Annotated in this window: 23 protein-coding genes, 1 tRNA gene and 1 other RNA gene; 18 read left to right on the top strand and 7 right to left on the bottom strand. The window is 67.1% G+C overall.

The features are described 5' to 3' along the window. Window positions 1-42: 42 nt before the first annotated feature. A complete protein-coding gene (locus RA164_RS09840) occupies window positions 43-1086 on the bottom strand; it encodes a glycosyltransferase family 9 protein (RefSeq protein WP_329740675.1) in 1044 nt (347 codons plus the stop codon). 127 nt (window positions 1087-1213) lie between these two features. Between RA164_RS09840 and RA164_RS09835 the strand changes: the two genes are divergently transcribed. The 9 genes from RA164_RS09835 (at window position 1214) to RA164_RS09795 (ending at window position 6627) form a co-directional block, all read left to right on the top strand. Further along, window positions 1214-1939, top strand: a complete 726-nt coding sequence (locus RA164_RS09835; protein ID WP_329740674.1) for a 3-deoxy-D-manno-octulosonic acid kinase — start codon at window positions 1214-1216, stop codon at window positions 1937-1939. After that, a complete protein-coding gene (locus tag RA164_RS09830) occupies window positions 1936-2697 on the top strand; it encodes an MBL fold metallo-hydrolase (RefSeq protein WP_329740673.1) in 762 nt (253 codons plus the stop codon). The genes RA164_RS09835 and RA164_RS09830 overlap by 4 nt, the downstream gene beginning before the upstream one ends. A gap of 90 nt (window positions 2698-2787) precedes the next feature. Beyond that, a tRNA-Ser gene (locus RA164_RS09825) sits at window positions 2788-2880 on the top strand. A 65-nt stretch (window positions 2881-2945) separates the two neighbouring features. Further along, an RNA gene (gene ffs, locus RA164_RS09820) (signal recognition particle sRNA small type) lies at window positions 2946-3042 on the top strand. Between the two features lie 81 nt (window positions 3043-3123). Continuing rightward, window positions 3124-4794 (top strand): DNA polymerase III subunit gamma/tau, encoded by a 1671-nt coding sequence (dnaX, locus tag RA164_RS09815; protein ID WP_329740672.1) that lies wholly within the window; start codon window positions 3124-3126, stop codon window positions 4792-4794. A gap of 18 nt (window positions 4795-4812) precedes the next feature. Next, complete coding sequence (locus RA164_RS09810) at window positions 4813-5136, top strand: YbaB/EbfC family nucleoid-associated protein (RefSeq protein WP_329740671.1); 324 nt, start codon at window positions 4813-4815, stop codon at window positions 5134-5136. 107 nt (window positions 5137-5243) lie between these two features. Continuing rightward, window positions 5244-5846: a recombination mediator RecR gene (recR, locus tag RA164_RS09805; protein WP_329740670.1), complete on the top strand. Its 603-nt coding sequence runs from the start codon at window positions 5244-5246 to the stop codon at window positions 5844-5846. Between the two features lie 3 nt (window positions 5847-5849). Further along, on the top strand, window positions 5850-6269 hold the full coding sequence (locus RA164_RS09800; protein ID WP_329740669.1) for a GNAT family N-acetyltransferase: 420 nt from the start codon (window positions 5850-5852) through the stop codon (window positions 6267-6269). 13 nt (window positions 6270-6282) lie between these two features. Beyond that, complete coding sequence (locus tag RA164_RS09795) at window positions 6283-6627, top strand: histidine triad nucleotide-binding protein (protein ID WP_329740668.1); 345 nt, start codon at window positions 6283-6285, stop codon at window positions 6625-6627. Between the two features lie 62 nt (window positions 6628-6689). Here the strand turns inward: RA164_RS09795 and RA164_RS09790 are convergent, their stop codons facing one another. The 4 genes from RA164_RS09790 to RA164_RS09775 are packed head-to-tail and all read right to left on the bottom strand — an operon-like array spanning window position 6690 to window position 11204. Beyond that, window positions 6690-7295, bottom strand: coding sequence for a Slp family lipoprotein (locus RA164_RS09790; RefSeq protein ID WP_329740667.1), 606 nt, complete (start codon window positions 7293-7295; stop codon window positions 6690-6692). 50 nt (window positions 7296-7345) lie between these two features. After that, window positions 7346-9310, bottom strand: coding sequence for a transglutaminase TgpA family protein (locus RA164_RS09785; protein WP_329740666.1), 1965 nt, complete (start codon window positions 9308-9310; stop codon window positions 7346-7348). Then, window positions 9307-10263, bottom strand: a complete 957-nt coding sequence (locus tag RA164_RS09780; RefSeq protein WP_329740665.1) for a DUF58 domain-containing protein — start codon at window positions 10261-10263, stop codon at window positions 9307-9309. Before RA164_RS09780 ends, RA164_RS09785 begins: the two co-directional genes overlap by 4 nt. Continuing rightward, a complete protein-coding gene (locus RA164_RS09775; protein ID WP_329740664.1) occupies window positions 10263-11204 on the bottom strand; it encodes an AAA family ATPase in 942 nt (313 codons plus the stop codon). Before RA164_RS09775 ends, RA164_RS09780 begins: the two co-directional genes overlap by 1 nt. 65 nt (window positions 11205-11269) lie before the next feature. Here RA164_RS09775 and RA164_RS09770 point away from each other — a divergent pair, with 65 nt between their 5' ends. Continuing rightward, entirely contained in the window at window positions 11270-12868 is a 1599-nt protein-coding gene (locus tag RA164_RS09770) for an ArnT family glycosyltransferase (protein ID WP_329740663.1), read from the top strand. A 6-nt stretch (window positions 12869-12874) separates the two neighbouring features. On the opposite strand, the gene RA164_RS09765 is transcribed toward RA164_RS09770, so the two are convergent. Both RA164_RS09765 and RA164_RS09760 read right to left on the bottom strand, forming a co-directional pair. Continuing rightward, window positions 12875-13459 (bottom strand): Maf family protein, encoded by a 585-nt coding sequence (locus RA164_RS09765; protein ID WP_329740662.1) that lies wholly within the window; start codon window positions 13457-13459, stop codon window positions 12875-12877. Then, window positions 13456-13911: a hypothetical protein gene (locus RA164_RS09760; RefSeq protein WP_329740661.1), complete on the bottom strand. Its 456-nt coding sequence runs from the start codon at window positions 13909-13911 to the stop codon at window positions 13456-13458. The genes RA164_RS09765 and RA164_RS09760 overlap by 4 nt, the downstream gene beginning before the upstream one ends. A 172-nt stretch (window positions 13912-14083) precedes the next feature. On the opposite strand from RA164_RS09760, the gene RA164_RS09755 reads away from it, so the two are divergent. From RA164_RS09755 to fabF, 8 genes are all read left to right on the top strand, one after another. Next, window positions 14084-14563: a YceD family protein gene (locus RA164_RS09755; RefSeq protein ID WP_329743524.1), complete on the top strand. Its 480-nt coding sequence runs from the start codon at window positions 14084-14086 to the stop codon at window positions 14561-14563. 18 nt (window positions 14564-14581) lie between these two features. After that, entirely contained in the window at window positions 14582-14776 is a 195-nt protein-coding gene (gene rpmF / locus RA164_RS09750; protein ID WP_329740660.1) for a 50S ribosomal protein L32, read from the top strand. 154 nt (window positions 14777-14930) lie between these two features. Continuing rightward, window positions 14931-15905, top strand: coding sequence for a beta-ketoacyl-ACP synthase III (locus tag RA164_RS09745; RefSeq protein ID WP_329740659.1), 975 nt, complete (start codon window positions 14931-14933; stop codon window positions 15903-15905). A gap of 135 nt (window positions 15906-16040) precedes the next feature. After that, entirely contained in the window at window positions 16041-16988 is a 948-nt protein-coding gene (fabD, locus tag RA164_RS09740; protein ID WP_329740658.1) for an ACP S-malonyltransferase, read from the top strand. A gap of 54 nt (window positions 16989-17042) precedes the next feature. After that, on the top strand, window positions 17043-17786 hold the full coding sequence (gene fabG / locus RA164_RS09735; protein WP_329740657.1) for a 3-oxoacyl-ACP reductase FabG: 744 nt from the start codon (window positions 17043-17045) through the stop codon (window positions 17784-17786). A gap of 218 nt (window positions 17787-18004) precedes the next feature. Continuing rightward, window positions 18005-19597 (top strand): ArnT family glycosyltransferase, encoded by a 1593-nt coding sequence (locus tag RA164_RS09730; protein ID WP_329740656.1) that lies wholly within the window; start codon window positions 18005-18007, stop codon window positions 19595-19597. Window positions 19598-19867: 270 nt separating this feature from the next. After that, entirely contained in the window at window positions 19868-20107 is a 240-nt protein-coding gene (gene acpP / locus RA164_RS09725) for an acyl carrier protein (RefSeq protein ID WP_091336635.1), read from the top strand. Window positions 20108-20311: 204 nt separating this feature from the next. After that, a complete protein-coding gene (gene fabF, locus RA164_RS09720; protein ID WP_329740654.1) occupies window positions 20312-21550 on the top strand; it encodes a beta-ketoacyl-ACP synthase II in 1239 nt (412 codons plus the stop codon). Window positions 21551-21555: the final 5 nt, after the last annotated feature.

Below are 21555 nucleotides of genomic sequence, written 5' to 3'. Positions count from 1 at the left end.
CGTGTCATTGACGGCGCGGCTGGGAAAGCGGTTGCCTCGGGATCAGTCCGCCTGCAGGAAGGCTGCAGCCGCCTCGAAGCGCTCGATGACATCGTCCACGGAAATCAGGTCCATCACGCCAGCGTGTTCGATCTTGGTGCCCCACGCGACCTCGGCCGCCGGCCGGTGCAGATAGGTGCGGGCGGCATCGTCATAGCGGTTCACGCACCAGCGACGGTCCGAATAGGGGCCTGAGCGGTCCGGGTTGCTGGCGGCATGCAGGCCCAGCACTTTCGTACCGACCGCGTTGGCCATGTGCATGGGGCCGGAGTCGGGCGTGAGCAGCAGCTGTGCGCGGTCGAGCAGGGCGAGCAGTTTCTTCAGCGTGTCCTTGCCGGTGAGGTCCAGTGGCACGCGCTTGCAGGCGGCCAGAACGGCGTCGGCCATCGTGCGCTCCGCCGCCGATGGCCCACCGATCAGGGCCACGCGCCAGCCGCGTGCAAGTGCATGGTCGATCGCCGCGGCATAGCGCTCCGCGCGCCAGTTGCGCAGCGCATGGCTGGACGAGGGGCTGACCAGCAGGGTCGGAGCGTTGCCGGGCAGCTGCGCGGCGGCCCAGTCGCTCGCCTCGTCCGGAACCGGGATGTCCCAGCGCACCTCGGTCTGGGTCAGGCCCAGTGGCTCGACGAAGCTGCCGATGGCGTCCAGCACATGTTCGCCGCTACGCGCCGGGATGCGCTGGTTGATGACCAGGCCGTGCAGGTCTTTCGAGCGGGCGTGGTCATAGCCGATGCGGTGTCGTGCATGGATGCCCAGGCTGAGCAGGTTCGCCCGCAACGCGACCTGCATCTGCAGCAGCGCGTCGAAGCGGCGGCTACGCAGTTCGGCGTGCACCGCCCGCATGCCGGCCCAGCCGGCGCTCTTGTCGAAGGTGACGAAATCCACGCCGGGCAGGTCGCCGACCAGCTTGCGCTCCAGCTTGCCTACGACCCAGGTCAGGGCAGTCTGCGGCCAGGCACGCTGCAGGGTGCGTACCAGCGGCACGACATGGGTGACGTCGCCGATGGCGGAAGCACGAAGCAGACAGATGGATGCGGGAACGGACATGTAGAATCGCAGCGAGCCGATGATGTTCTGATTGTGACCTCATCCCGATGAAAGCTGGGACCCGATGGTTCCCGCCGATGTGGGGTGGCGGTTCCTTGATTTCCCCGACGGAGACAGACCCGCACCGATGCAAGAGCAACTGCGCGAAGAGGCCGATGGCACGATTCTGTTCGACGCCGAGGTCTCGCCACAAGTCGACGCGGACTGGTTCGACCCCGACTACTGGCGCGGGCGCGATGCCCTGCACGTGCAGCAGGGCGGTCGCGGCGGTGTCGCGCTGATCCGCACGCCGGCGGGCGAGTGCGTGTTGCGGCACTACCGTCGCGGGGGGCTGGTGGCCCGCCTGCTCGGTGACCGCTACCGCTGGGGCGGTGCGAATCGTACGCGTCCATTCGCCGAATTTCGCCTGCTTGCCGCCATCGTCGCGCGCGGGTTGCCCGGGCCGCTGCCGGTGGCTGCGCGCTTCTGTCGGCGCGGTGGCTTCTACACGGCCGACCTGATCACGCGCCGGATCGATGCCGCGCGCACCCTGGCCGAGTATCAGGGCGAAGGTCGGCTCGACGCCGCGCTGGCGGAATCCGTGGGCGTGCTGGTGGCGCGCTTCCATCGCGAAGGCATCTGGCACGCGGATCTCAACGCACACAACGTGCTGGTGACGCCCGCCGGGCTTTACCTGATCGATTTCGACCGTGGTCGCCTGCGTCCGCTGGCATCCCGCTGGCGTCTGGCGAACCTGCGCCGGCTGCGTCGTTCGCTGCTGAAAGTGGCCGGGCCGGGGCATGAGCTTGCGGTGTTCGAGCGCGATGTCTGGCAGCCGCTTTTGAATGCTTATCAACGGACCTTCGCCGTATGAACTGGCATCTGCATTTCCTCGGTACCGGTGCCGCGCACGCGGTGGAGCTGGGCTCGTCGTCGGCGGTGCTGGAGCGCGACGGCGAACCGCTGCTGCTGATCGACTGCGGGCCCGACACCCTCGATCGTTACCAGGCGGCCTACGCGGGACGCCTGCCGACGGCGCTGTATCTCACCCACACGCACATGGATCACGTCGGCGGCATGGAGCGCCTGTTCACCCGTACATGGTTCGACGAGGCGCTGCGCGGACGTATGCGCGTGTTCTGCCACGCAGCGCTGGTGCCGTGGCTGCAGATGCGCGTGGCCGACTATCCGGGCGTGCTTGCCGAGGGCGGCGTCAATTACTGGGAGGCTTTCCGGCTGGTCCCGTGTTCACGCGGCTTCTGGCTCGACGGACAGTGGTTCGACGTGTTCGCCACGCGGCATCACCGTCCGGATACATCGTTCGGGCTGGCTCTGGCCGGCAGCTTCGCATTCACCGGCGATACCCGGCCGATTCCCGAAGTGCTGGGCCGCTATGCCGAAGGACGCGAGCTGATCGCGCACGACTGCGGCCTGCACGGCAACCCGTCGCATACCGGCATCGACGATATCGAGCGCGAATACGATGCGGCGCTGCGTGCACGGCTGCTGCTGTACCACTACGGCAGCGCTGCCGATGGTGCGGCGCTGGCAGCGCGTGGCTACCGGGTCGTGACGGCCGGGCAGCGGGTGGCGCTGGAGGCGCCGCTGCCGCCGCGCGCCGATGCGGGCTGAGTCGCTGTATCCCTTGTCAGCCACCATGTTGGCCGCTATCCTTTCGCCTCTTCACCGGGGCGGGTTGCCCGGGTGAAGGGTTTTGCGTGCGGAGAGGTGTCCGAGTGGTTGAAGGAGCACGCCTGGAAAGTGTGTATACGGCTTATACCCGTATCGCGGGTTCGAATCCCGCCCTCTCCGCCAATTGATTGATCGCGACGGCTGCGGCCGGCGCACAGGGCATCAAAGCCCAACGTTCATGGTGGCCCCGTCGGTCCCCCCGCGACGATAGTTCGCAAACCCCGCCAGGCCCGGAAGGGAGCAACGGTAGCGGATGATTCGGGTGCCGGGGTGTGGCTGGCGGGGCCGCCGCCATTTCGGGGCATGCGTTACTGACTTGCCGGTGGCGACTTGGCACAATCGGACTTCGCCCCAAGGTAGTCGCTCATGTCCTATCAGGTTCTCGCGCGCAAATGGCGCCCCCGCAAGTTCGCCGAGCTGGTGGGGCAGGAACACGTGGTGCGCGCGCTCACCAATGCACTCGATACCGGGCGCATGCACCATGCCTACCTGTTCACCGGCACACGCGGCGTGGGCAAGACCACTATTGCGCGCATTTTCGCCAAGTCGCTGAACTGCGAGCGTGGCGAGTCGGCCGACCCGTGCGGCGAGTGCTCGGTATGTACCGCCGTCGACGCGGGTCGCTTCGTCGACCTGCTCGAGATCGACGCGGCCAGCAATACCGGCGTGGACGATGTGCGCGAGGTGATCGAGAACGCGCAGTACGCGCCTTCGCGCGGCCGTTTCAAGGTGTACCTGGTCGACGAGGTGCACATGCTCTCCAAGCCGGCCTTCAATGCGCTGCTGAAGACGCTGGAAGAGCCGCCGCCGCATGTGAAGTTCCTGCTTGCCACCACCGATCCGCAGAAGTTGCCGGTGACGGTGCTGTCGCGCTGCCTGAAGTTCAACCTGAAACGTCTGCTGCCCGAGCAGATCGCCGGCCAGATGCGGCACATCCTCGGCGCCGAGAACATTGCCTACGAGGACGCCGCGATCGAGGAGCTGGCGCGTGGCGCCGACGGCTCGATGCGCGACGGCCTGTCGCTGCTTGACCAGGCGATCGCCTACGGCGGCGGTGAGCTCAAGGCCGAGGATGTGCGCGCGATGCTGGGCAGCGTGGAGCGCGGGCAGGTGCTGGGCGTGCTCGAGGCCCTGGCCGATGGCGACGGTGCGCGCCTGCTGGCCGAATGCGAGCGCATCGCATCGTTCTCGCCCGATTTCGGCGGCGTGCTCGACGATCTCGCCGCCGTGCTGCACCGCATCCAGCTGATCCAGCTGGTGCCGGGGTATCGGCCGGACGACGGCGATGCGGAGCTCGCGGTACTGGCCGAGCGTCTGGCGCCGGAAGACGTGCAGTTGTACTACCAGATCGCCACCACCGGGCGCCGCGACCTGGCCCTGGCGCCGGACGCGCGCACCGGTTTCGAAATGGCGCTGCTGCGCATGCTGGCGTTCCGCCCGGCGGGCGAGGGCGATACGGTACGCGCGCCGCCCCGGCCGGCCGGGCCGCGAGCCACACCGCCTGTCGCGACGCCCCCGCGCACAGCAGGACCGGCATCGCGTGCCGAGCCCCCGGTTGCCACCGCGCCGCGTCCTGCGCCGGCGCCACATGCCGAACCGCCCGCCGCAGCGGCGGCGCCCGTGGCCCCCATCGCCCGCGGCAACGATGGCCTGTTCGACTGGGCGGCGATGATCGAGCAGGCGGGTCTGCGCGGTCCGTTGGGCCAGCTAGCACAGAATTCGGCCCTGCGTGGACGCGAAGGCAACACCCTGATCCTGGCCCTGCAGCCGGCGCATATGCACCTGGCGGTGGAGCCGATGGTGGGGCAGATGGCCGACCGCATCGCCGAGGCGCTCGGCGAGCCGGTGCGCCTGCGCTTCGTGAGCGACCAGGAAAGCGGCGCCCACACCCCCGCGGCCCGCGCAGCCACTGCGCGCCAGGCCGCCCAGACCGACGCCGAGCAGGCGATCGAGGACGATCCGCTAGTGCAGGCCCTCAAGCGCGATTTTGGCGCGCGGGTAGTGCCCGGCTCGATCAAGCCCGTTGAACATCAGTAACCCATCGGAGTACGCGACATGAGAGGTCAGATCGGCCAGTTGATGCAGCAGGCGCAGCGCATGCAGGAAGAAATGAAGCGCGCGCAGGACGAGATCGCAAAGATGGAAGTCACCGGCAGTGCCGGCGGTGGCCTGGTGAGCGTGTTGATGACCGGGGCGCACGAAGTGCGTCGGGTCACCATCGACCGCGCGCTGTTCGCCGACGATCCGGAAATGGCCGAGGATCTGGTGGCCGCTGCCGTCAACGATGCGGTGAACAAGGTCGCCGAGGCGAGCAAGGACAAGCTTGGTGGCGTGACCTCGGGCATGAACCTGCCGCCCGGCTTCAAGATGCCGTTCTGAAGCAGGCGTGAGTGTCGAGAAGTGAGAATGGGCGATTGCCGATACCGCGTGATTCCCCTGCTTATCTCTCGCTTCTCACTCCTCTTCCCCCATTACGCGAATCACCCATGTCCTCGAGCTCTCCGCTGCTTGCCGAACTGATCGAAGCCCTGCGCTGCCTGCCCGGCGTGGGCGGCAAGAGCGCGCAGCGGATGGCGTTCCATTTGCTGGAACGCGAGCGCGAGCGCGGCCTGAAGCTGGCCGGCGCCCTGAGCGAGGCGATGCAGCGGATCGGTCACTGTTCCCGTTGCCGCAATTTCAGCGAGGAGCCGGTGTGTGCGATCTGTGCCAGCCACAGCCGCGACCGGCATCTGCTGTGCGTGGTCGAGTCGCCGGTCGACCTGGCGGCGATCGAACAGGCCACCGGCTACCGCGGACAGTATTTCGTGCTGATGGGACGCTTGTCGCCGCTGGACGGACTGGGGCCGAAGGAGCTTGGGCTCGAGCTTCTCGGCGAGCGGCTGGCCGAGGGTGAGGTGCAGGAATTGATCCTTGCCACCAACCCCACCGTCGAGGGCGAGGCCACCGCGCACTATCTGGCGCAGCTGGCGCGCGCGGCGGGCATTCGTCCCACCCGGCTGGCGCACGGTGTGCCGCTGGGCGGCGAGCTGGAATATGTCGATCGTGGCACGCTGGCACACGCCTTCGGCGGTCGCCTCGCGGTGGACTGAGTCATGACGACAGCGGTCGACATGCCCGAGCTTCGCCGCGAGATACCGCACGTCGGCGAGTACCTCGCACTACGTGTCGCCGCAGGCCTCAGTGCGATGAGCGAGCAGGGTGCGACCACCGGCCTGCCATCCAGCTGGTGCGCGGTGTGCGTGCGTGTCGGCGATGAACTGATCGGCATGGGGCGAGTGGTCGGCGACGGCGGGCTGTTCCTGTTCGTGGTCGACATCGCCGTGACGCCAGCCTGGCAGGGGCAGGGCCTTGGACGACAGATCATGGCGGCCCTTATGGCGCAGGTGCACGAGCGGGCCGCGCCGCGCACGATGGTGGGGCTGATCGCCGACGGCACGGCCTATCGACTCTACGAGCAGTTCGGTTTCAAACGCGTGGAGCCTGGCGCACACGGTATGCTTCTGCGTCTGTAAACGGAGACATGGCATGGGCGATACGATTTTCGGCAAGATCATCCGGCGCGAGATTCCCGCGGATATCGTTTACGAGAACGATGAGATCCTGGCCTTCCGGGACGTCAATCCGCAGGCCCCCGTGCACGTGCTGTTCATTCCCAAGCGCCCCCTGGCCACGCTGAACGAAGCAGGGCCGGATGATGCTGGCCTGCTTGGCCGCCTGCTGCTGGCCTGTGCCGACTATGCGAAACAGGAGGGATTTGCCGAGCAGGGCTACCGCACCGTGATCAATTGCAATGAGCATGGCGGGCAGACCGTGTTCCACCTGCACGTGCACCTGCTGGCAGGACGGCCATTGCACTGGCCGCCGGGTTGATGGCTGCCATCCGCGCAACGAAAACGCCGGCCCAGGGCCGGCGTTTTCGTTGATCCGCCCGATTACTTCTTCGGCGGCGGGGGCGGCGGACGGTTCACCACGATCACGCGCGGCCCACCCCAGTACGGGTACGGGTAGCCATAACCCCACGCGGCGCCCCAACCTGGACCCCAGAACGGGTCGTAGAAACCCGGCGGGTAGGCCGGGTAGGGCGTGTTCACGTAGATCGGCCGCTTCGGCCACAGGTAGACCACGTTGGCGTCGACCCGCGGGTAGGCATACTCGTAGTTGCCCACCTTGTGCGACACCGTGCCGTGCAGGGTGCCGGTGATGGTCAGCTCACGTCCGCGGGTAAACACTTCCGGGTCGTAGAAGCCGGCATGACAGGCCACGAAGCGGCCCATGTTCGCGCCGGAATTGCCAAGTTCGGGGCGGGCCTGGCTGTCGAGTGGGCGGGCCAGGATGTAGAAGCAGGTTTCCTGCGGACCGGGTTCGGTCTTGATGATCTCGCCGCCCCAGCGCACCTGGGTACCACCGGCACCGCCCTGCTGCGCCGCCGCCGTGGTCACGTTGGAATAATTGCCCTGCAGCGGTTGCGGCATGGTGGCGCAGGCGCCGAGTGCGGCACTTGCCGCGGCCAGTATCAGGATTCGGTAGCGGGGGGACATCACGTTATCTCCAATGGGAGGACCAGTGTGCAGTGCAAAGCACTGCGCAGTCATTTGACCACGCGGACGCGCCGAAAATTCCTTGCGGCGCGAAGAAAGTGCCGGAGGGATTCAGGTGGTGGTTCGTCATGGGCATAGCGAAGCTCAAGATAGCAATCCATCAGGCCGGTCAGCTCGGCACGGCGTCCTGGCAGAGCACGGGCCGCGCGACTCAGGTAGTGTCGCGGGCCTTCGCCCAGCCGCCGGACCACGCCCTGCCGGGCCAGGTACCGCTCCAGCCCGCGCAGTGCGGCACGTGCCGGGTCGGCGTGTTGCTTGCGTCGCAATGCCCAGGCCAGGCCAAGGGCACCGGCAAGAGCACAGCTGCCGGCCAGTAATTCGGCCAGCAGCGTCGGGTCGGCGCGGCGTACCCCGAACGAGGTGAGCATGCCGCGCTGACGCAGTGCGTTGAAGCCTATAACGCCTTCGTTCCACCAGTGGTTGACGATGTCCCAGTGATTGCGCAGCGACTGCAGCCAGCCGCTCTCGGTCCATGGCAGCTGATTGCCGGCGGCGGCCGCCGCACCCAGGTCGATACGCTGCGGCCGCACGGCGGCGGTGGGGTCAACCCGGACCCAGCCGCGGCCAGCCAGCCAGACCTCGCTCCAGGCATGCGCATCGGACTGGCGCACCAGCAGATAATGCCCGGCCGAGCTCCAGTAGCCGCCCTGGTAACCGGTGACCACGCGGGCGGGGATGCCGGCGGCACGCATCAGCACGGTGAACGCCGAGGCGTAGTGTTCGCAGAACCCCTGGCGGGTGTCGAACAGGAAGTCGTCCATCGCGTTGCGCCCGAGCGGCGGCGGGGCAAGCGTGTAACGGAAGCCGCCGTCGTGGAACAGCGTCAGGGCCGCGCGCACGATGGCAGGGGTGTCGTCGCCGTAGCGCTGCCGCCACGAGCGGCCCAGTGCCAGCGTGCGCGGATTGAAGTCTGCCGGCAGTTGCAGCCAGCGTTGCCGGTGTGGTCCCAGAACAGGCTGCAGGCGGTATTGCGTGGCCGAAGTCACGCTGTAGCTGAGCAGGTCGTTCACCGATTTGTCGGCCATCACCACGCGGTCGCGCCGGAGATGTGCACCAGCAGGCGCGTCGAGCGGCACGTCCAGGGTCGGCAGCACGCGCTGGTGGGTGGGTTCCAGGCTGATCCGGTAGCGCAGGGTGCGGCTGGCCTGCAGCGGTGCCGGCGGCTGGTTGACGACGTCGTGGTACTGCCACGTCGTGCCGTCGTAGTGATCCATCACATAGGCGCGGAAGTAGCGCTGGTCGGGCGGGGGCGGCGGGCCGTCGAAACTGACCCGCATCGCCGGGCTGTCGTCGATCAGCAACTGGGTGAAGCCGGACGGCGACATCGTATCGCTGAGGCCGGTGAGTTCCTGTTGTGCGTTCGGGGCCCCCCACAGCGGCGATCCCAGGCGCGGCACGAACACGAAGGCGAGCATCGCCAGCGGCAGTGCCGCGGCCAGCAGACCGAGGCCCGGCAACAAGGTACGGGGCAGGCTGGTTTGCGTCGGTTGCGCGGGTTCCAGCGCGCGCAGGGTGGCGAGTGCCGGCAGCAGGCCCAGTGCGACGACGGCGGTACTGGTCATGCTCTGGCTGAACAGCAGGGCGGCCATGAGTACGAAACAGGCGAAGCCGACTCCGACACGGGCATCGCGCGGACGTTCGCTTTCGAGGGTCTTCAGCACCAGCAGGCCGATCGCCAGTGCCGTGCCCGGTGTCTGGCCGAACAAATTGCCGTATTCGGCCAGGATGGCCAGCGCCAGTACGCCGAGCAGCGGCAGCTTGACCCACGCCGGAATGTGTCCAGCCCGGTGACTGCGCTGCCACCAGCGCCAGCCGAGCACCGGGGCCAGCGAGAGTGTGAGCCACCACGGCAGATGCGGGGCATGCAATGCCAGCACCACGGCCACGGTGAGGCACAGCAGTCCAAAGGCGCGTTCGCCGAGCGGAGGTGTGGCAGCAGTCGCGGCGTACTTCATGGCAACTTCGCCAATGCGTCCATGCAACGCATGTAGTGGACCGGTCCGCTGCCCCTCTCGATCGTTTCGCCGGGAAGCTCGAGGCTGTGGTGTCGCCCATGTGCGGCGGCCTCGTCCAGCCAGCGTGCGAGCCGGGCGATGCGATGTTCGTGCTCCAGTTGCCCGAGCTGGTGCCAGTCCAGTTGCCAGTCCTGGCGGGATGCCGGTGCCTCGAAATCCTTGACCAGCAGATCGCGGTGGCGCGCGCTGGCCTTCCAGGCGACATGGCGGATCGGATCGCCTCGGCGATAGTCGCGCAGGGTGGCGGGATCCTCGCCTTGATGCAGGCGCCGGCGCTGGTCGTCGTCGGCGCGCGCCTCGGGCGGTGGACCGGCGGCTTCGGGTTGTGGCCAGACCAGCACGGACTGCTCGGGGTGCAGCCAGCTCCACGCACGGAACAGGCCCAGCGGCCAGGTCGTCCAGACGCGCACTCGCGGCAGTGCTTGCCAGCCGCGGGACACGGTCGGCAACGGCAGCGTGACGCTGGCGGAGTCGTGTGCGAGGTCCACGGCGAAGCTGGTACTGCTCTCGCCCATGTCCAGGCGCAATGCGAAGCGGGCGGAAGGTGCGGCGAAGTCGAAGCGGATCTCGATCGGCTGGCCGGCCACGGCGTGCCCGCTGTGGATGCGCTGCAGTTCCAGACCGTCCAGGGTGCGGAAGGCCACCAGCATGCTGGCCGCGCAGGCCGCACCCAGCAGGCAGGTAAGCAGCAGCGCGGCGTTGTTCGAGTAATTCAGCGCGCCGACCAGCATCACCATCAGCAGCACGGTGAAGCCCAGGCCAAAGCGCGTCGGCACGATGTAGATGCGTCGACGATGCAGTTCGACCGGCAGCGGTTCGGCACGCCGATAACGGGTGAGCGCCGGCAGCCGGCGCTCGGCCCACTGCTGCATGCGACGCAGGTCCGGGCGCATCAGTCGACGGCCACCTCGGCCAGCAGGGTGCGCGCCAGCGCGTCGCCACCAGCGCCGCGGGCGGGCACCAGGCGATGTGCGGCCAGCGGCACGAACAGGGCCTGCACGTCCTCCGGCAACACGTGCGTGCGGCCGCTCAACCAGGCCCAGGCCCGGGATGCGGCCAGCAGGGCCAGGCCGGCTCGTGGCGACAGGCCGATGCGGATGTCCGCATGTCGCCGGCTGGCCGCCAGCAGTGCCTGCAGGTAGTCCAGCAGGGCACTGCTGGCGGTGACCGACTGGGTCTGGCGATGCAGGGCGTCGAGCGCGGCGGCGTCCAGTTGCGGCGAGAGTCGTGCGAGCAGGTCGTTGCGGTCATCGCCGTTGAGCAGGGCACGCTCGGCGACGGCGTCCGGATAGTCCAGCGACAGCCGCAGCATGAAGCGGTCCAGCTGCGAGTCGGGCAGGGGAAAGGTGCCCGCCAGATCCAGCGGGTTCTGGGTGGCGACCACGAAGAACGGACGGGCCAGGGCATGGGTCTGCCCGTCGACGGTGACCTGGCCTTCGGCCATGGCTTCGAGCAGGGCGCTCTGGGTCTTGGGCGTGGCGCGGTTGATCTCGTCGGCCAGCAGCAGGCTGCTGAAGATCGGGCCGGGATGGAAACGGAACTCGCCCGTCTCGCGCTCGTATACGCTCACCCCGATAATGTCCGACGGCAGCAGGTCGCTGGTGAACTGCACGCGCTGGAAGTCCAGTGCGAAAGTGGATGACAGTGCGCGGGCCAGGGTGGTCTTGCCGACACCTGGAACGTCCTCCAGCAGCAGGTGGCCGCCGGCGATCAGGCAGGCAAAGGCCAGTTTGACCTGTCGCGGCTTGCCCAGCAGGACCTGGTTGACCTGGGCCAGGGCGGCATCCAGGCGTTGGCGCAGGTTTTCTTCCGTAAGCGGGGTGGCAGGGGGCATGATGACTTTTAGTCGGAAGTGGATGGCATGGCCGGTGGCGCATGCCTGACCAAGGCAGTGTAGCCATGCCGTTCGCACGCTGGCGAGCGGCCTTCGTCACGGCCTTCGTCATCGAGCTGTCGATCAAGCTGGCGATTGCGGCGACGCTGGCCCCGTTCGCGGATGAAGCTTTCTACTGGCAGGAGAGTCGCCACCTTGCCTGGGGCTACAGCGACCTGCCGCCGCTGACCGCCTGGTTGATCCGCCTTGGCGATGGCGTCGCCGGACATGGTCTGCTGGCCATGCGCTGGCCTTTTCTTGTCATCGGCAGTGCGCTGCCCTGGCTGGTGGTGCTGTTGGCGCGCAGACTCTTCGATGCCCGGGCAGGTTGGCAGGCCGGGCTGTGCTGCCTGGTATTGCCGCTGGCCGGCAGTCTTGGCGTATTGGCGCTGCCGGATGTGCCGCTTACCGTGGCAATCATGCTTGCCTTGCTTGCGCTGGTGCGGGCGATGGATGCCGATCGACTACGGGACTGGCTGTTGCTGGGGCTGGCGCTGGCCTGTGCATGGTTGAGCCATTACCGCGCGGCGATGCCGATGCTGGCCGGGCTGCTGCTTTGCCTGCTCACGCCCCGTGGCCGCCGTTTGTGGCGATGCCGTGGATTCTGGCTTGCCATGGCGGTCGCCATGATCGGCCTGCTGCCGATACTGGTTTCGAACTGGCAGCAGCACGGTGCCGGACTGATGTTCCAGCTGGTGCAGCGCAATCCGTGGCGGTTTCACGCCAGTGCGCTGGTGCAGCCACTGGAACAGGCGCTGACCTGCACGCCGTTGCTCTACCTGATGCTGCTCTGGGCTGCATGGCGCTGCTGGCAGCGCCGGGCGGAAGGTTCGCCGTGGGACGTGCTGGCGGTGATGGCGTTGACCTTCGTGCTCGGCTATTTCCTGGGCGGGCTCTTCGCCGACGATCGGCGCTTCCGGGCACACTGGCCGTTGCCGGGTTACCTGCCGTTGCTGGTGGCGTTGCCGATGCTGTGGCGACCGCTGGCCGCGCGTCGTCGCTGGCGAGGGTTTGCCGCCACGGCCTTTGCGCTGGCGGCCATTGGGCAACTGCTGGTGTTTGGCTATCTGGGCATGGCTGCGATGCCTGGTGCCGCCGGCGTGATGGCGAGGGTCAAGGCTTTTCCGGGCAATTTCGTGGGCTGGCGCGAAAGCGGCAAGGCGGCCAGTGACTTGCTGCGCGCTCAGCCGCCCGGCACGGTGCTGGTGGCCGATGACTTCAAGCTGGCGGCCGAACTCGACTTCCAACTGGACGGGCGGGTCCCGGTGTATGCGCTGGACAGCCCGCTGAACGCCTTTCACGGACGGGCGCCGCAGCTGGTGGTGTGGAAGCGCGACGGTCATGCCCTGCGCATGGCGCATGCCGGGGCGCCGATGTTGCTGGCGGTCGACGAGCTGGACATAAACGTGCACGAACGGCCCGGCTGGCTGGGCGCGCTGTGTTCACGCATTGATGATCCGGTTGCGCTGCGCCGGCTGGACCTTTACCAGGGACGCGTCCGCGTGGCGTTCTACGCGGGACGGGTGCCTGCGCATGCGCCGATAACGTTTCCGGCGCAGGTTGCGCAGCGCAATGCCTGCATCATCTGGCAACGGGCCTATGCTGCGGATCGGCGCTATCGCTGAGCGCTGTCAGGGCAGCGCGATGCCGGCTGCGCGCAGCAGGCGGGCCAGTGCGATCAGTGGCAGGCCGATCAGGGCGGTGGGGTCTGCACTCTCGATACGCTCGAACAGGCTGATGCCCAGGCCTTCGCACTTGAAGCTGCCGGCGCAGTCCAGCGGCTGCTCGCGCTGGATATAACGCGCAATTTCAGCCTCGCCGAGGCTGCGGAAGTGAACCCGGGTCAGGTCGACATGGGTATGCACTTCGCCGCTGCGGGTGTCGAGCAGGCACAGCGCGGTATGGAAGTTCACCACCTGGCCGGAGGAAGCGACAAGCTGGGCATGGGCGCGCGCGACGCTGCCGGGTTTGTCCAGCACCGCTCCATCCAGTTCGGCAACCTGATCCGAGCCGATGACCAGAGCATCGTCCCGGCCCTGGCCGACCGCGCCAGCCTTGGCGACTGCCAGTCGCAGGGCGCGCTGTGCCGGGCCTTCACCGGCAAGGGCCGCTTCGTCGGTCCCCGGGGCGGCCTGCTGGAAGTCGTCGGTCAGACGTCGCAGCAGTTCCGCCCGGTAGCGGGAAGTGGACCCCAGGATCAGCAGCGGGGCGCTCATGCCTCGGGTTCTCGCCGGATGTGTTCGCGCATGGCGCTGTCCAGTTCCTGCTGGGCCTGGCCGAGCGCCTGCAGCAGTGGATGCAGGCGCTCGCGCACCTCATTCATGGTGCGGGCGGCCGCATCCAGTTCGGACTGGCTGGCGCGCGAGGCGCGATCGCGGATCCAGATGCGCTGCTGCAACAGCGAACGCAGTCCGGCGTCGATCGCCTGGGTGGCTTCCTGCTCGCCGCTGGCCGGCTGGTCGGGGTTCAGCGACATCACGGCATGTGCCTGGCGCAGCCCGTTGCGGCAGGATTTCAGGTCGGTCTCGAGCCGGTCGGCCAGCTCCAGCAGGCGCCGTACACTGGCGGTGCGCCGGGCAAGCCGGAGGCGAAAGGTTACGTAAACGGCCAGAATGGCGATCAGCGCCGCAATCAGTGCGGCCACGCCCAGCATCAGGTAGGCTTCCACGGAATTAGGTTCAGTCGACGGACAGGCAGTCTGCCGCATGCCGCAGTTTCAGGCAAAAGCCCGGCAGCGCCTGGTCTTTGCCTCACCGTGGCGGGTTGACTTGGGCGGGGCTGATGCATACCATTCCGCGATTATGTCCGTGACACTGCCAGAGTCCGTGGACGCTTGGCGCATGGTCTCGGCGCGGCGTTCATTCGAAGGTTCCATGCCCGTTTCCGCGATGTCCCGCCTGTGCGAGGCGCTGGCGTCGAACGAGGGGGTGGTGCGTTTCGAGCTGGACTTCGGCAGGGACGAGTTCGATGCGGCCTATCTGGATGTGCGTGCCCAGGCCCCTGTGACGCTGGTATGCCAGCGGACGCTGGAGCCGTTCGTGTTGCCGATTGCGGTGGACACGCGGCTTGGCCTGATCCGGCGCGAACACGAAGAGGCCGGTCTGCCGCCGGGTTGCGAGCCACTGCTGGTGGCGGCCGATGGCAAGCTGGTTCCGGCCGACGTGATCGAGGACGAAATACTGTTGGCGCTGCCACTGGTGCCGGTCAATCCGGACAGCGTGTTGCCCGACGAAGTAACCGGTTCCGGTACGGACGATGCGTCCATCCCGGAACGTACCGACAACCCGTTCGCGGTTCTGCGCGAACTCAAGAATCACTGATTCACCCGGAGAACCATCATGGCCGTTGCCAAGAGCCGCCGTACCCCGTCCACCCGTGGCATGCGCCGTGCCCACGACAAGCTGAAGACCGTGCAGCTGTCGACCGATCCGACCAGTGGCGAGGTGCATCTGCGCCATCACGTCACCGCCGACGGTTACTACCGTGGCAAGAAGGTGATCCAGACCAGCGTCGCGGTGGTCGACGAGGACTGATCGGCCTCGCGCCGGTATACGTTCATGCGAGGCGGCGCGGCGACGCGCCGCTTTGCGTTTGCGGCATGCTTGCGCGTACCTTTGCGTCCCACGCCCGGTAGCCATGCGGCTGATGCGGGCGCGTATCTCCAGAATTCCGCTGATGGACAGGTGAATGGCCCAGATCTACTCACGCATCATCGCCACCGGCAGCGCGCTGCCCGAGCGCGTGGTCACCAATGCCGATCTGGAAAAGATCGTCGATACCAGCGACGAATGGATTCGTACGCGCACCGGCATTCGCCAGCGCCACATCGCTGCCGAGGGGCAGACCACCGGTGACCTTGCCTTCGAGGCTGCGCAGCGCGCGCTCGAGGCGGCCGGCGTCAAGGCATCGGAGCTGGACCTGATCGTGGTGGGCACCACCACACCCGACATCATTTTCCCGTCCACGGCCTGCCTGGTGCAGGACCGGCTGGGCGCCAACGGCTGCGCCGCATTCGACGTCAATGCGGCCTGCTCGGGCTTTGTCTACGCCCTGGGCATCGCCGACAAATTCATCAAGAGCGGGCAGTCGAAGAAGGTGCTGGTGATCGGTGCCGAGACGCTGACCCGCATGGTCGACTGGAACGAGCGCGAAACCTGCGTGCTGTTCGGCGACGGTGCCGGTGCGGTGGTGCTGGAGGCCAGCAGCGAGCCGGGCATCTATGCCACCTGCCTGCACGCCGATGGCGGCTACAAGGAACTGCTGTGGAACCCGGTCGGCGTCTCGGCCGGATTCCGCGACGAGCCAAACCATGGCGTGCGCATCAAGATGGCCGGGCGTGAAGTGTTCAAGGTCGCGGTCAAGACGCTGGATTCGCTGGTCGAGCAGACCTTGCAGGCAGCCGGCCTCGAAGCTTCCCAGCTGGACTGGCTGATTCCGCACCAGGCCAACCTGCGCATCATCGAGGCGACCGCCAAGCGGCTGAGCATGTCGATGGAGCAGGTCATCGTGACCGTCGACAAGCATGCCAACACGTCCTCGGGTTCGGTGCCGCTGGCACTGGACTACGCGGTGCGCTCGGGCAAGGTGAAGCGTGGCCAGAACCTGCTGCTGGAAGCATTCGGTGGCGGCTTTACCTGGGCTTCGGCGCTGCTGCGCTACTGAGTTTTCGACGTCATTCGAGCACGCTGCGATGCCGCCCACCGGGCGGCATCGTGCTTTGTGCGGTCGGGAATACGGCTGCGTACGCAGGTCAATGCTGGCAAGATGCCGGTTTCAATTCACGGAACATCCGCATACATGAGCGACGCCGCATCCACGCTTGCTTTCGTTTTCCCCGGTCAGGGCTCGCAGTCGGTAGGCATGCTGGCCGAGTTGGCCGCAGCCCATGCCGAAGTGAAGGCGACCTTCGACGAAGCCTCGCAGGGGGCGGGTGTCGACCTGTGGGCGCTAAGCCAGCAGGGGCCCGATGAGCAGCTCAACCGCACCGAGAACACCCAGCCGGCACTGCTGGCGGCCAGCGTGGCGGTGTGGCGCGTATGGAACAAGCTGGGCGGGACGCAGCCGGCGCAGCTGGCCGGTCACAGCCTGGGCGAATACAGCGCCCTGGTCTGCGCGGGTGCACTCTCGCTGCATGATGCCGCAGCATTGGTGGCCGAGCGTGGTCGCCTGATGCAGGCGGCGGTGCCAGCAGGCACCGGTGCGATGGCGGCCATCCTTGGTGGCGACGATGCGCAGATCGCGGCGGTCTGCGACGAGGTGGCACAGGGCCAGGTGGTGGCGCCGGCCAATTACAACTCGCCCGGTCAGCTGGTCATCGCCGGTGACGCCGAAGCGGTCGACCGCGCCCTGGCGAAACTGGCCAGCGTGGGCGTGCGCAAGGCGGTGAAACTGGCGGTGTCGGTGCCTTCGCATTGCGCGTTGATGCGCGATGCCGCCGACCGGCTGGGCGAGCGCATGGCTATGTTGCAGTGGGCGCTGCCGTCGATGCCGGTGGTACAGAATGCCGAGGCGCGCAGCTACGACGCGCTGGACGATATTCGCGGCGCGCTGCAGCGCCAGCTCTACATGCCGGTGCGCTGGACCGAGTGCGTGCAGGCGCTGCAGGCCGGGGGGGCGACGCGGTTCGCCGAGTGCGGGCCCGGCAAAGTGCTGGCCGGGTTGGCCAAGCGCATCGACAAGTCGATTGAGGCCCGCGCGATCGGCACCCCTGCCGAGCTTGAAAGCGCGCAGGCCGGGTGGGCCTGATTTCCACGTGCCGCATCAGACAAGCAACAGACACGAGACTAAGGAAGCATGAGCATGAGCAACATCCTGCAGGGTGAGATCGCCCTCGTTACCGGCGCCAGCCGCGGCATTGGCGCGGCTATCGCCGACACGCTGGCCGCACAGGGCGCCACCGTGATCGGCACCGCCACCAGCGAAGCTGGTGCCACGGCGATCGGCGATCGGTTGGCCGCGCATGGCGGTCACGGCCGCATGCTGAATGTGACCGATGCTGCCGCGGTGGATGCGTTGATCGACGGCATCACCAAGGAATTCGGTGCCGTGAGCATCCTGGTCAACAACGCGGGCATCACGCGCGACCAGTTGCTGATGCGCATGCCCGAGGCTGACTGGCAGGCCATCCTCGATACCAACCTCAGCTCGGTGTTCCGCACCAGCAAGGCGGTGATGCGCGGCATGATGAAGGCGCGCAAGGGTCGCATCATCTCGATCGCCTCGGTGATCGGCCTGACCGGCAACCCGGGGCAGTCCAACTATGCGGCGGCCAAGGCCGGCATCATCGCGTTCTCCAAGTCGCTGGCGCGCGAGATCGGTTCGCGCGGCATCACCGTGAACGTGGTGGCGCCCGGTTTCATCGATACCGACATGACCCGCGCCCTGCCGGAGTCGGCGAAGGAGGCGCTGCTGGGACAGATCGCGCTGGGTCGCCTCGGGGAGGCCTCCGATATCGCGCAGGCAGTGGCCTTCCTGGCTTCGCCCGCGGCGGCTTACATCACCGGCGAAACGCTGCACGTGAACGGCGGCATGTACATGCCGTAACCTGGGTCCGCCCGGTCGTCTGCTGCAGCTGCGATCATGCCTGCGTGATCCAAGCGGGCCCGCCATGTTCTGATGGCGGGCCCGCTGTGTCTTGGTCGTCCGCATGCGCATCCATGCTGTCGGCATGCGGAAGCGCCCGGCCGGACAGCTCGCATCCATCGGCATGTGATGCATCAACTATTGAGCAGGTCACGAGTGCGATGGCCTAAAATACCGCGATGAAGCTCCTGTCACGTTTGCAGACCCTGATCGACGAGCAGCCATGGATGGTCATGCTGCTGCTGTTGCCCGTACTCTGGATTCTCCCTGCCGTGCCGGTGGACGAGACGCGTTACCTCAGCATCGCCTGGGAGATGCGCCAGACCGGTTCCTGGATCACCCTGCATGTCGACGGGGTGCCTTATTTCGACAAGCCTCCGCTGCTGTTCTGGCTGGTGAACCTGGCCTGGAGCATGTTCGGCGTCTCGCTGTGGTCGGCGCGACTGGTATCGGTGCTGGCCGGGACCGGGTGCGTTGCACTGCTGGCGGCCATCAGCCGGCGACTGGATGCCCGGGCCGGCAACACGGCGGCCTGGATGCTGCCGGGTTTCGTCTATTTCCTGCTGTTCGCCGGCGTGGTGATGTTCGACATCACGCTCACCTGCTGCGTGCTGCTGGCCTATCTGGCTGTGCTGAGGTGGGTGCAGGGCGGTGGCTGGCGTGCCTTGCTGCTGCTTTTCGTGGCCAGCAGCCTGGGCATGCTGGCGAAAGGCCCGGTGATGTTGCTGCATCTGGCCGGGCCGATCCTGCTGGCGCCCTGGTGGGCGGCGCCGTCGATCCGGGTTTCCTGGAAGCGGTTGGGCTGGCCGTTGCTGATGGCGCTGCTGGGCGGCTTGCCGGTGCTGCTGTGGGCGCTTGCGGCCGTGCATGGCCTGGGCGAGGCCGATGCGCGTGACCTGCTGGTCCGGCAGACCGCAGGGCGCGTGGTGCACAGCTTCGCGCATCGCCGGCCGGTCTGGTGGTACCTGATCTGGTTGCTGCCGATTCTGCTGCCGTGGCCGTTGGTGCTGCGCTGGAAGCGCCTGGCTGCGTGGCGGACCACATGGCGCAGCTCGATGATGGCGCGTTTCGGTTTGTGCGCCAGCCTGCCGGCGTTCCTCGGCTTCTGCCTGGTCAGCGGCAAGCAGCTGCATTACCTGTTGCCCTGCATGCCGGGCGTGGCCTTGCTGCTGGCTTCGCTGGGCGGGCGTCCCGGCGAACTGCTGGCGCCGCGCCGGTTGTGGTGGCTGGCGCTGCTGTGTGTGGGGCTCTGGGTCTGGGCCGTGCTGCGTCCGGGCGACATGCAGCCGTGGCCGATGACCGAGGGGGCCCGCTATGGGCTGCTGGGCCTGTCCGCACTGTTGCTGTTGGCGGCGGCCGTGGTGCTGTGGCATGCCGGTCAGGCCGGTGGCGCCCGTCACATCACGGTGGCTACCGCGCTGTTGGCACTGGGCATGCTTCCGGTGATGCGCACACAGGTGCTTGGCGCCAGCGACCTGCGTGGTCTGGCGCATCGCGTGGCTGCGCTGCAGGCCCGGCAGGTGCCAATGGCGGCCGAGGCGAGCGAGCCCGGTCTGGTCAATTTCCTGGGGCGGTTGCCGCGAACGCTGCCGGTGACGGACGATCCCGAGGCCTGGGCCAAGGCCCATCCGCAGGGCTATCTGCTGATGTGGGCCAGCCACGGCAAGCGACCGGACAATGGTTTGTCGACGACAGCCGTGGGCAACGGCTGGGCCGCCGTGTTGCCGGCATCCGCGGTGGCTCCGGCGCAACCGGAGAAGGCCGCGGAATAAGCGTCCGCAGCGGCCCGAATGCGCCGTTGCACGCCGTGTCAAACCGGCTTCCAGCGCACGGATTGCGCATGCCGCATGGCGAACTGTGGGCGGGGTTATCGCCTTCGTTCGATTTTTAGGCGACAATCGCCATTTCGCGCATGCCGCAGGGCGGCGCATCCAGATGATGCCGGTGCGACGTGGCGGCTTTGCCTTTTAGCCACTACAATTCGCCGGTCTTAAGGCCGGCACAGCTGGCATACACCAATTCCCCGTGGGAGGTTTGGCAACATGAGCACCATCGAAGAACGCGTCAAGAAAATCGTCATCGAGCAGCTGGGCGTGAAGGAAGACGAAGTCACGGCGAACGCGTCGTTTGTTGACGATCTGGGCGCCGATTCGCTGGACACGGTCGAACTGGTGATGGCTCTCGAGGAAGAGTTCGAGACCGAGATTCCGGACGAAGAAGCCGAGAAGATCACCACCGTGCAGCAGGCCGTCGATTACATCAAGGCCCACACCAAGGACTGATCGACGTGCGGCAGTCGGCGACGTACGCCGTGCTGTCGTCAGCGTAACGGTATCGGAAGCTGCGCCATATGGGCGCAGTTTTCGTTTCTGCGATCTGCAACGTCCGATCCCGTATGGTGTGCAGGTTCGGCAGGCATCCGCGAAATGCGGGAGAATGGCGGCTTTGGCCGTTGTATTTCCCGAAGCACGAAGGAACTTCAATCCATGAGCAAACGACGTGTGGTAGTGACCGGCCTCGGCATTGTTTCGCCGGTCGGCAATGACATCACCACCGCCTGGGAGCGCATCCTGAAGGGTGTCAGCGGCATCGGGTCGGTTACCCATTTCGACGCCAGCACCTACGCCACGCGTATCGCCGGGCAGGTTGTCGGTTTCGATCCGGCTGAATGGGTCGCGCCGAAAGAGGTGAAGAAGATGGATCCGTTCATCCACTACGGCATCGCCGCGGGCACGCAAGCCCTGCGCGATTCCGGGCTGGAGGTAACGGAGGCCAATGCGCCGCGTATCGGCGTGGCGGTGGCTGCCGGCATCGGTGGCCTGCACACCATCGAGCGCACCTCGATCGAGCTGCATGAGAAGGGGCCGCGTCGCGTGTCGCCGTTCTTCGTGCCCAGCTCGATCATCAACATGGTCTCGGGCCATCTTTCGATCATGTATGGCCTGAAGGGGCCCAACATCGCCTGTGTCACCGCTTGCACCACGGCCACGCACAACATCGGCCTGGCGGCGCGGATGATCCAGTACGGCGATGCCGACGTGATGATCGCCGGTGGCGCTGAGTTCGCCACTACCGGCACGGCGATGGCCGGTTTCTGCTCGGCCAAGGCCATGTCCACCCGCAACGACGAGCCGACCAAGGCCAGCCGTCCGTGGGACAAGGACCGCGACGGCTTCGTGCTGTCCGATGGCGCTGGTGTGCTGGTGCTGGAAGAGTACGAACATGCGAAGGCGCGCGGCGCGAAGATCTACGCCGAGCTGGCCGGTTTCGGCATGAGCGGCGACGCCTACCACATCACCGCACCCAGCGAGGGTGGCGAGGGTGCGGCGCGCTGCATGGAGGCGGCGTTGAAGGACGCCGGCATCAATCCGTCCGACGTGCAGTACGTCAACGCCCATGGCACCTCCACGCCGCTGGGCGATCTTGGCGAAGTGCTGGCGGCCAAGCGGGTGTTCGGCGACCACGCCTACAAGCTGGCGATGAGCTCGACCAAGTCGGTGACCGGCCACTTGCTGGGCGCGGCCGGCGGTGTCGAGGCGATCTTCACCATCCTGGCCATGCGCGACCAGGTACTGCCGCCCACGATCAACCTGGACGAGCCCGGCGAAGGCTGCGACCTGGACTTCGTGCCGCACACCGCGCGCGAGGCGAAGATCGACATCGCGATCTCCAACTCGTTCGGTTTCGGCGGTACCAACGGCACCCTGGCATTCCGTCGCCTCTGAAGGTG

This window comes from Dyella sp. A6, assembly GCF_036320485.1.
Taxonomy (GTDB): Bacteria; Pseudomonadota; Gammaproteobacteria; order Xanthomonadales; family Rhodanobacteraceae; genus Rhodanobacter_A; species Rhodanobacter_A aluminiiresistens.
Note: the sequence above shows the minus strand (reverse complement) of the source record. Positions and strands in the feature narration are given on the sequence as shown.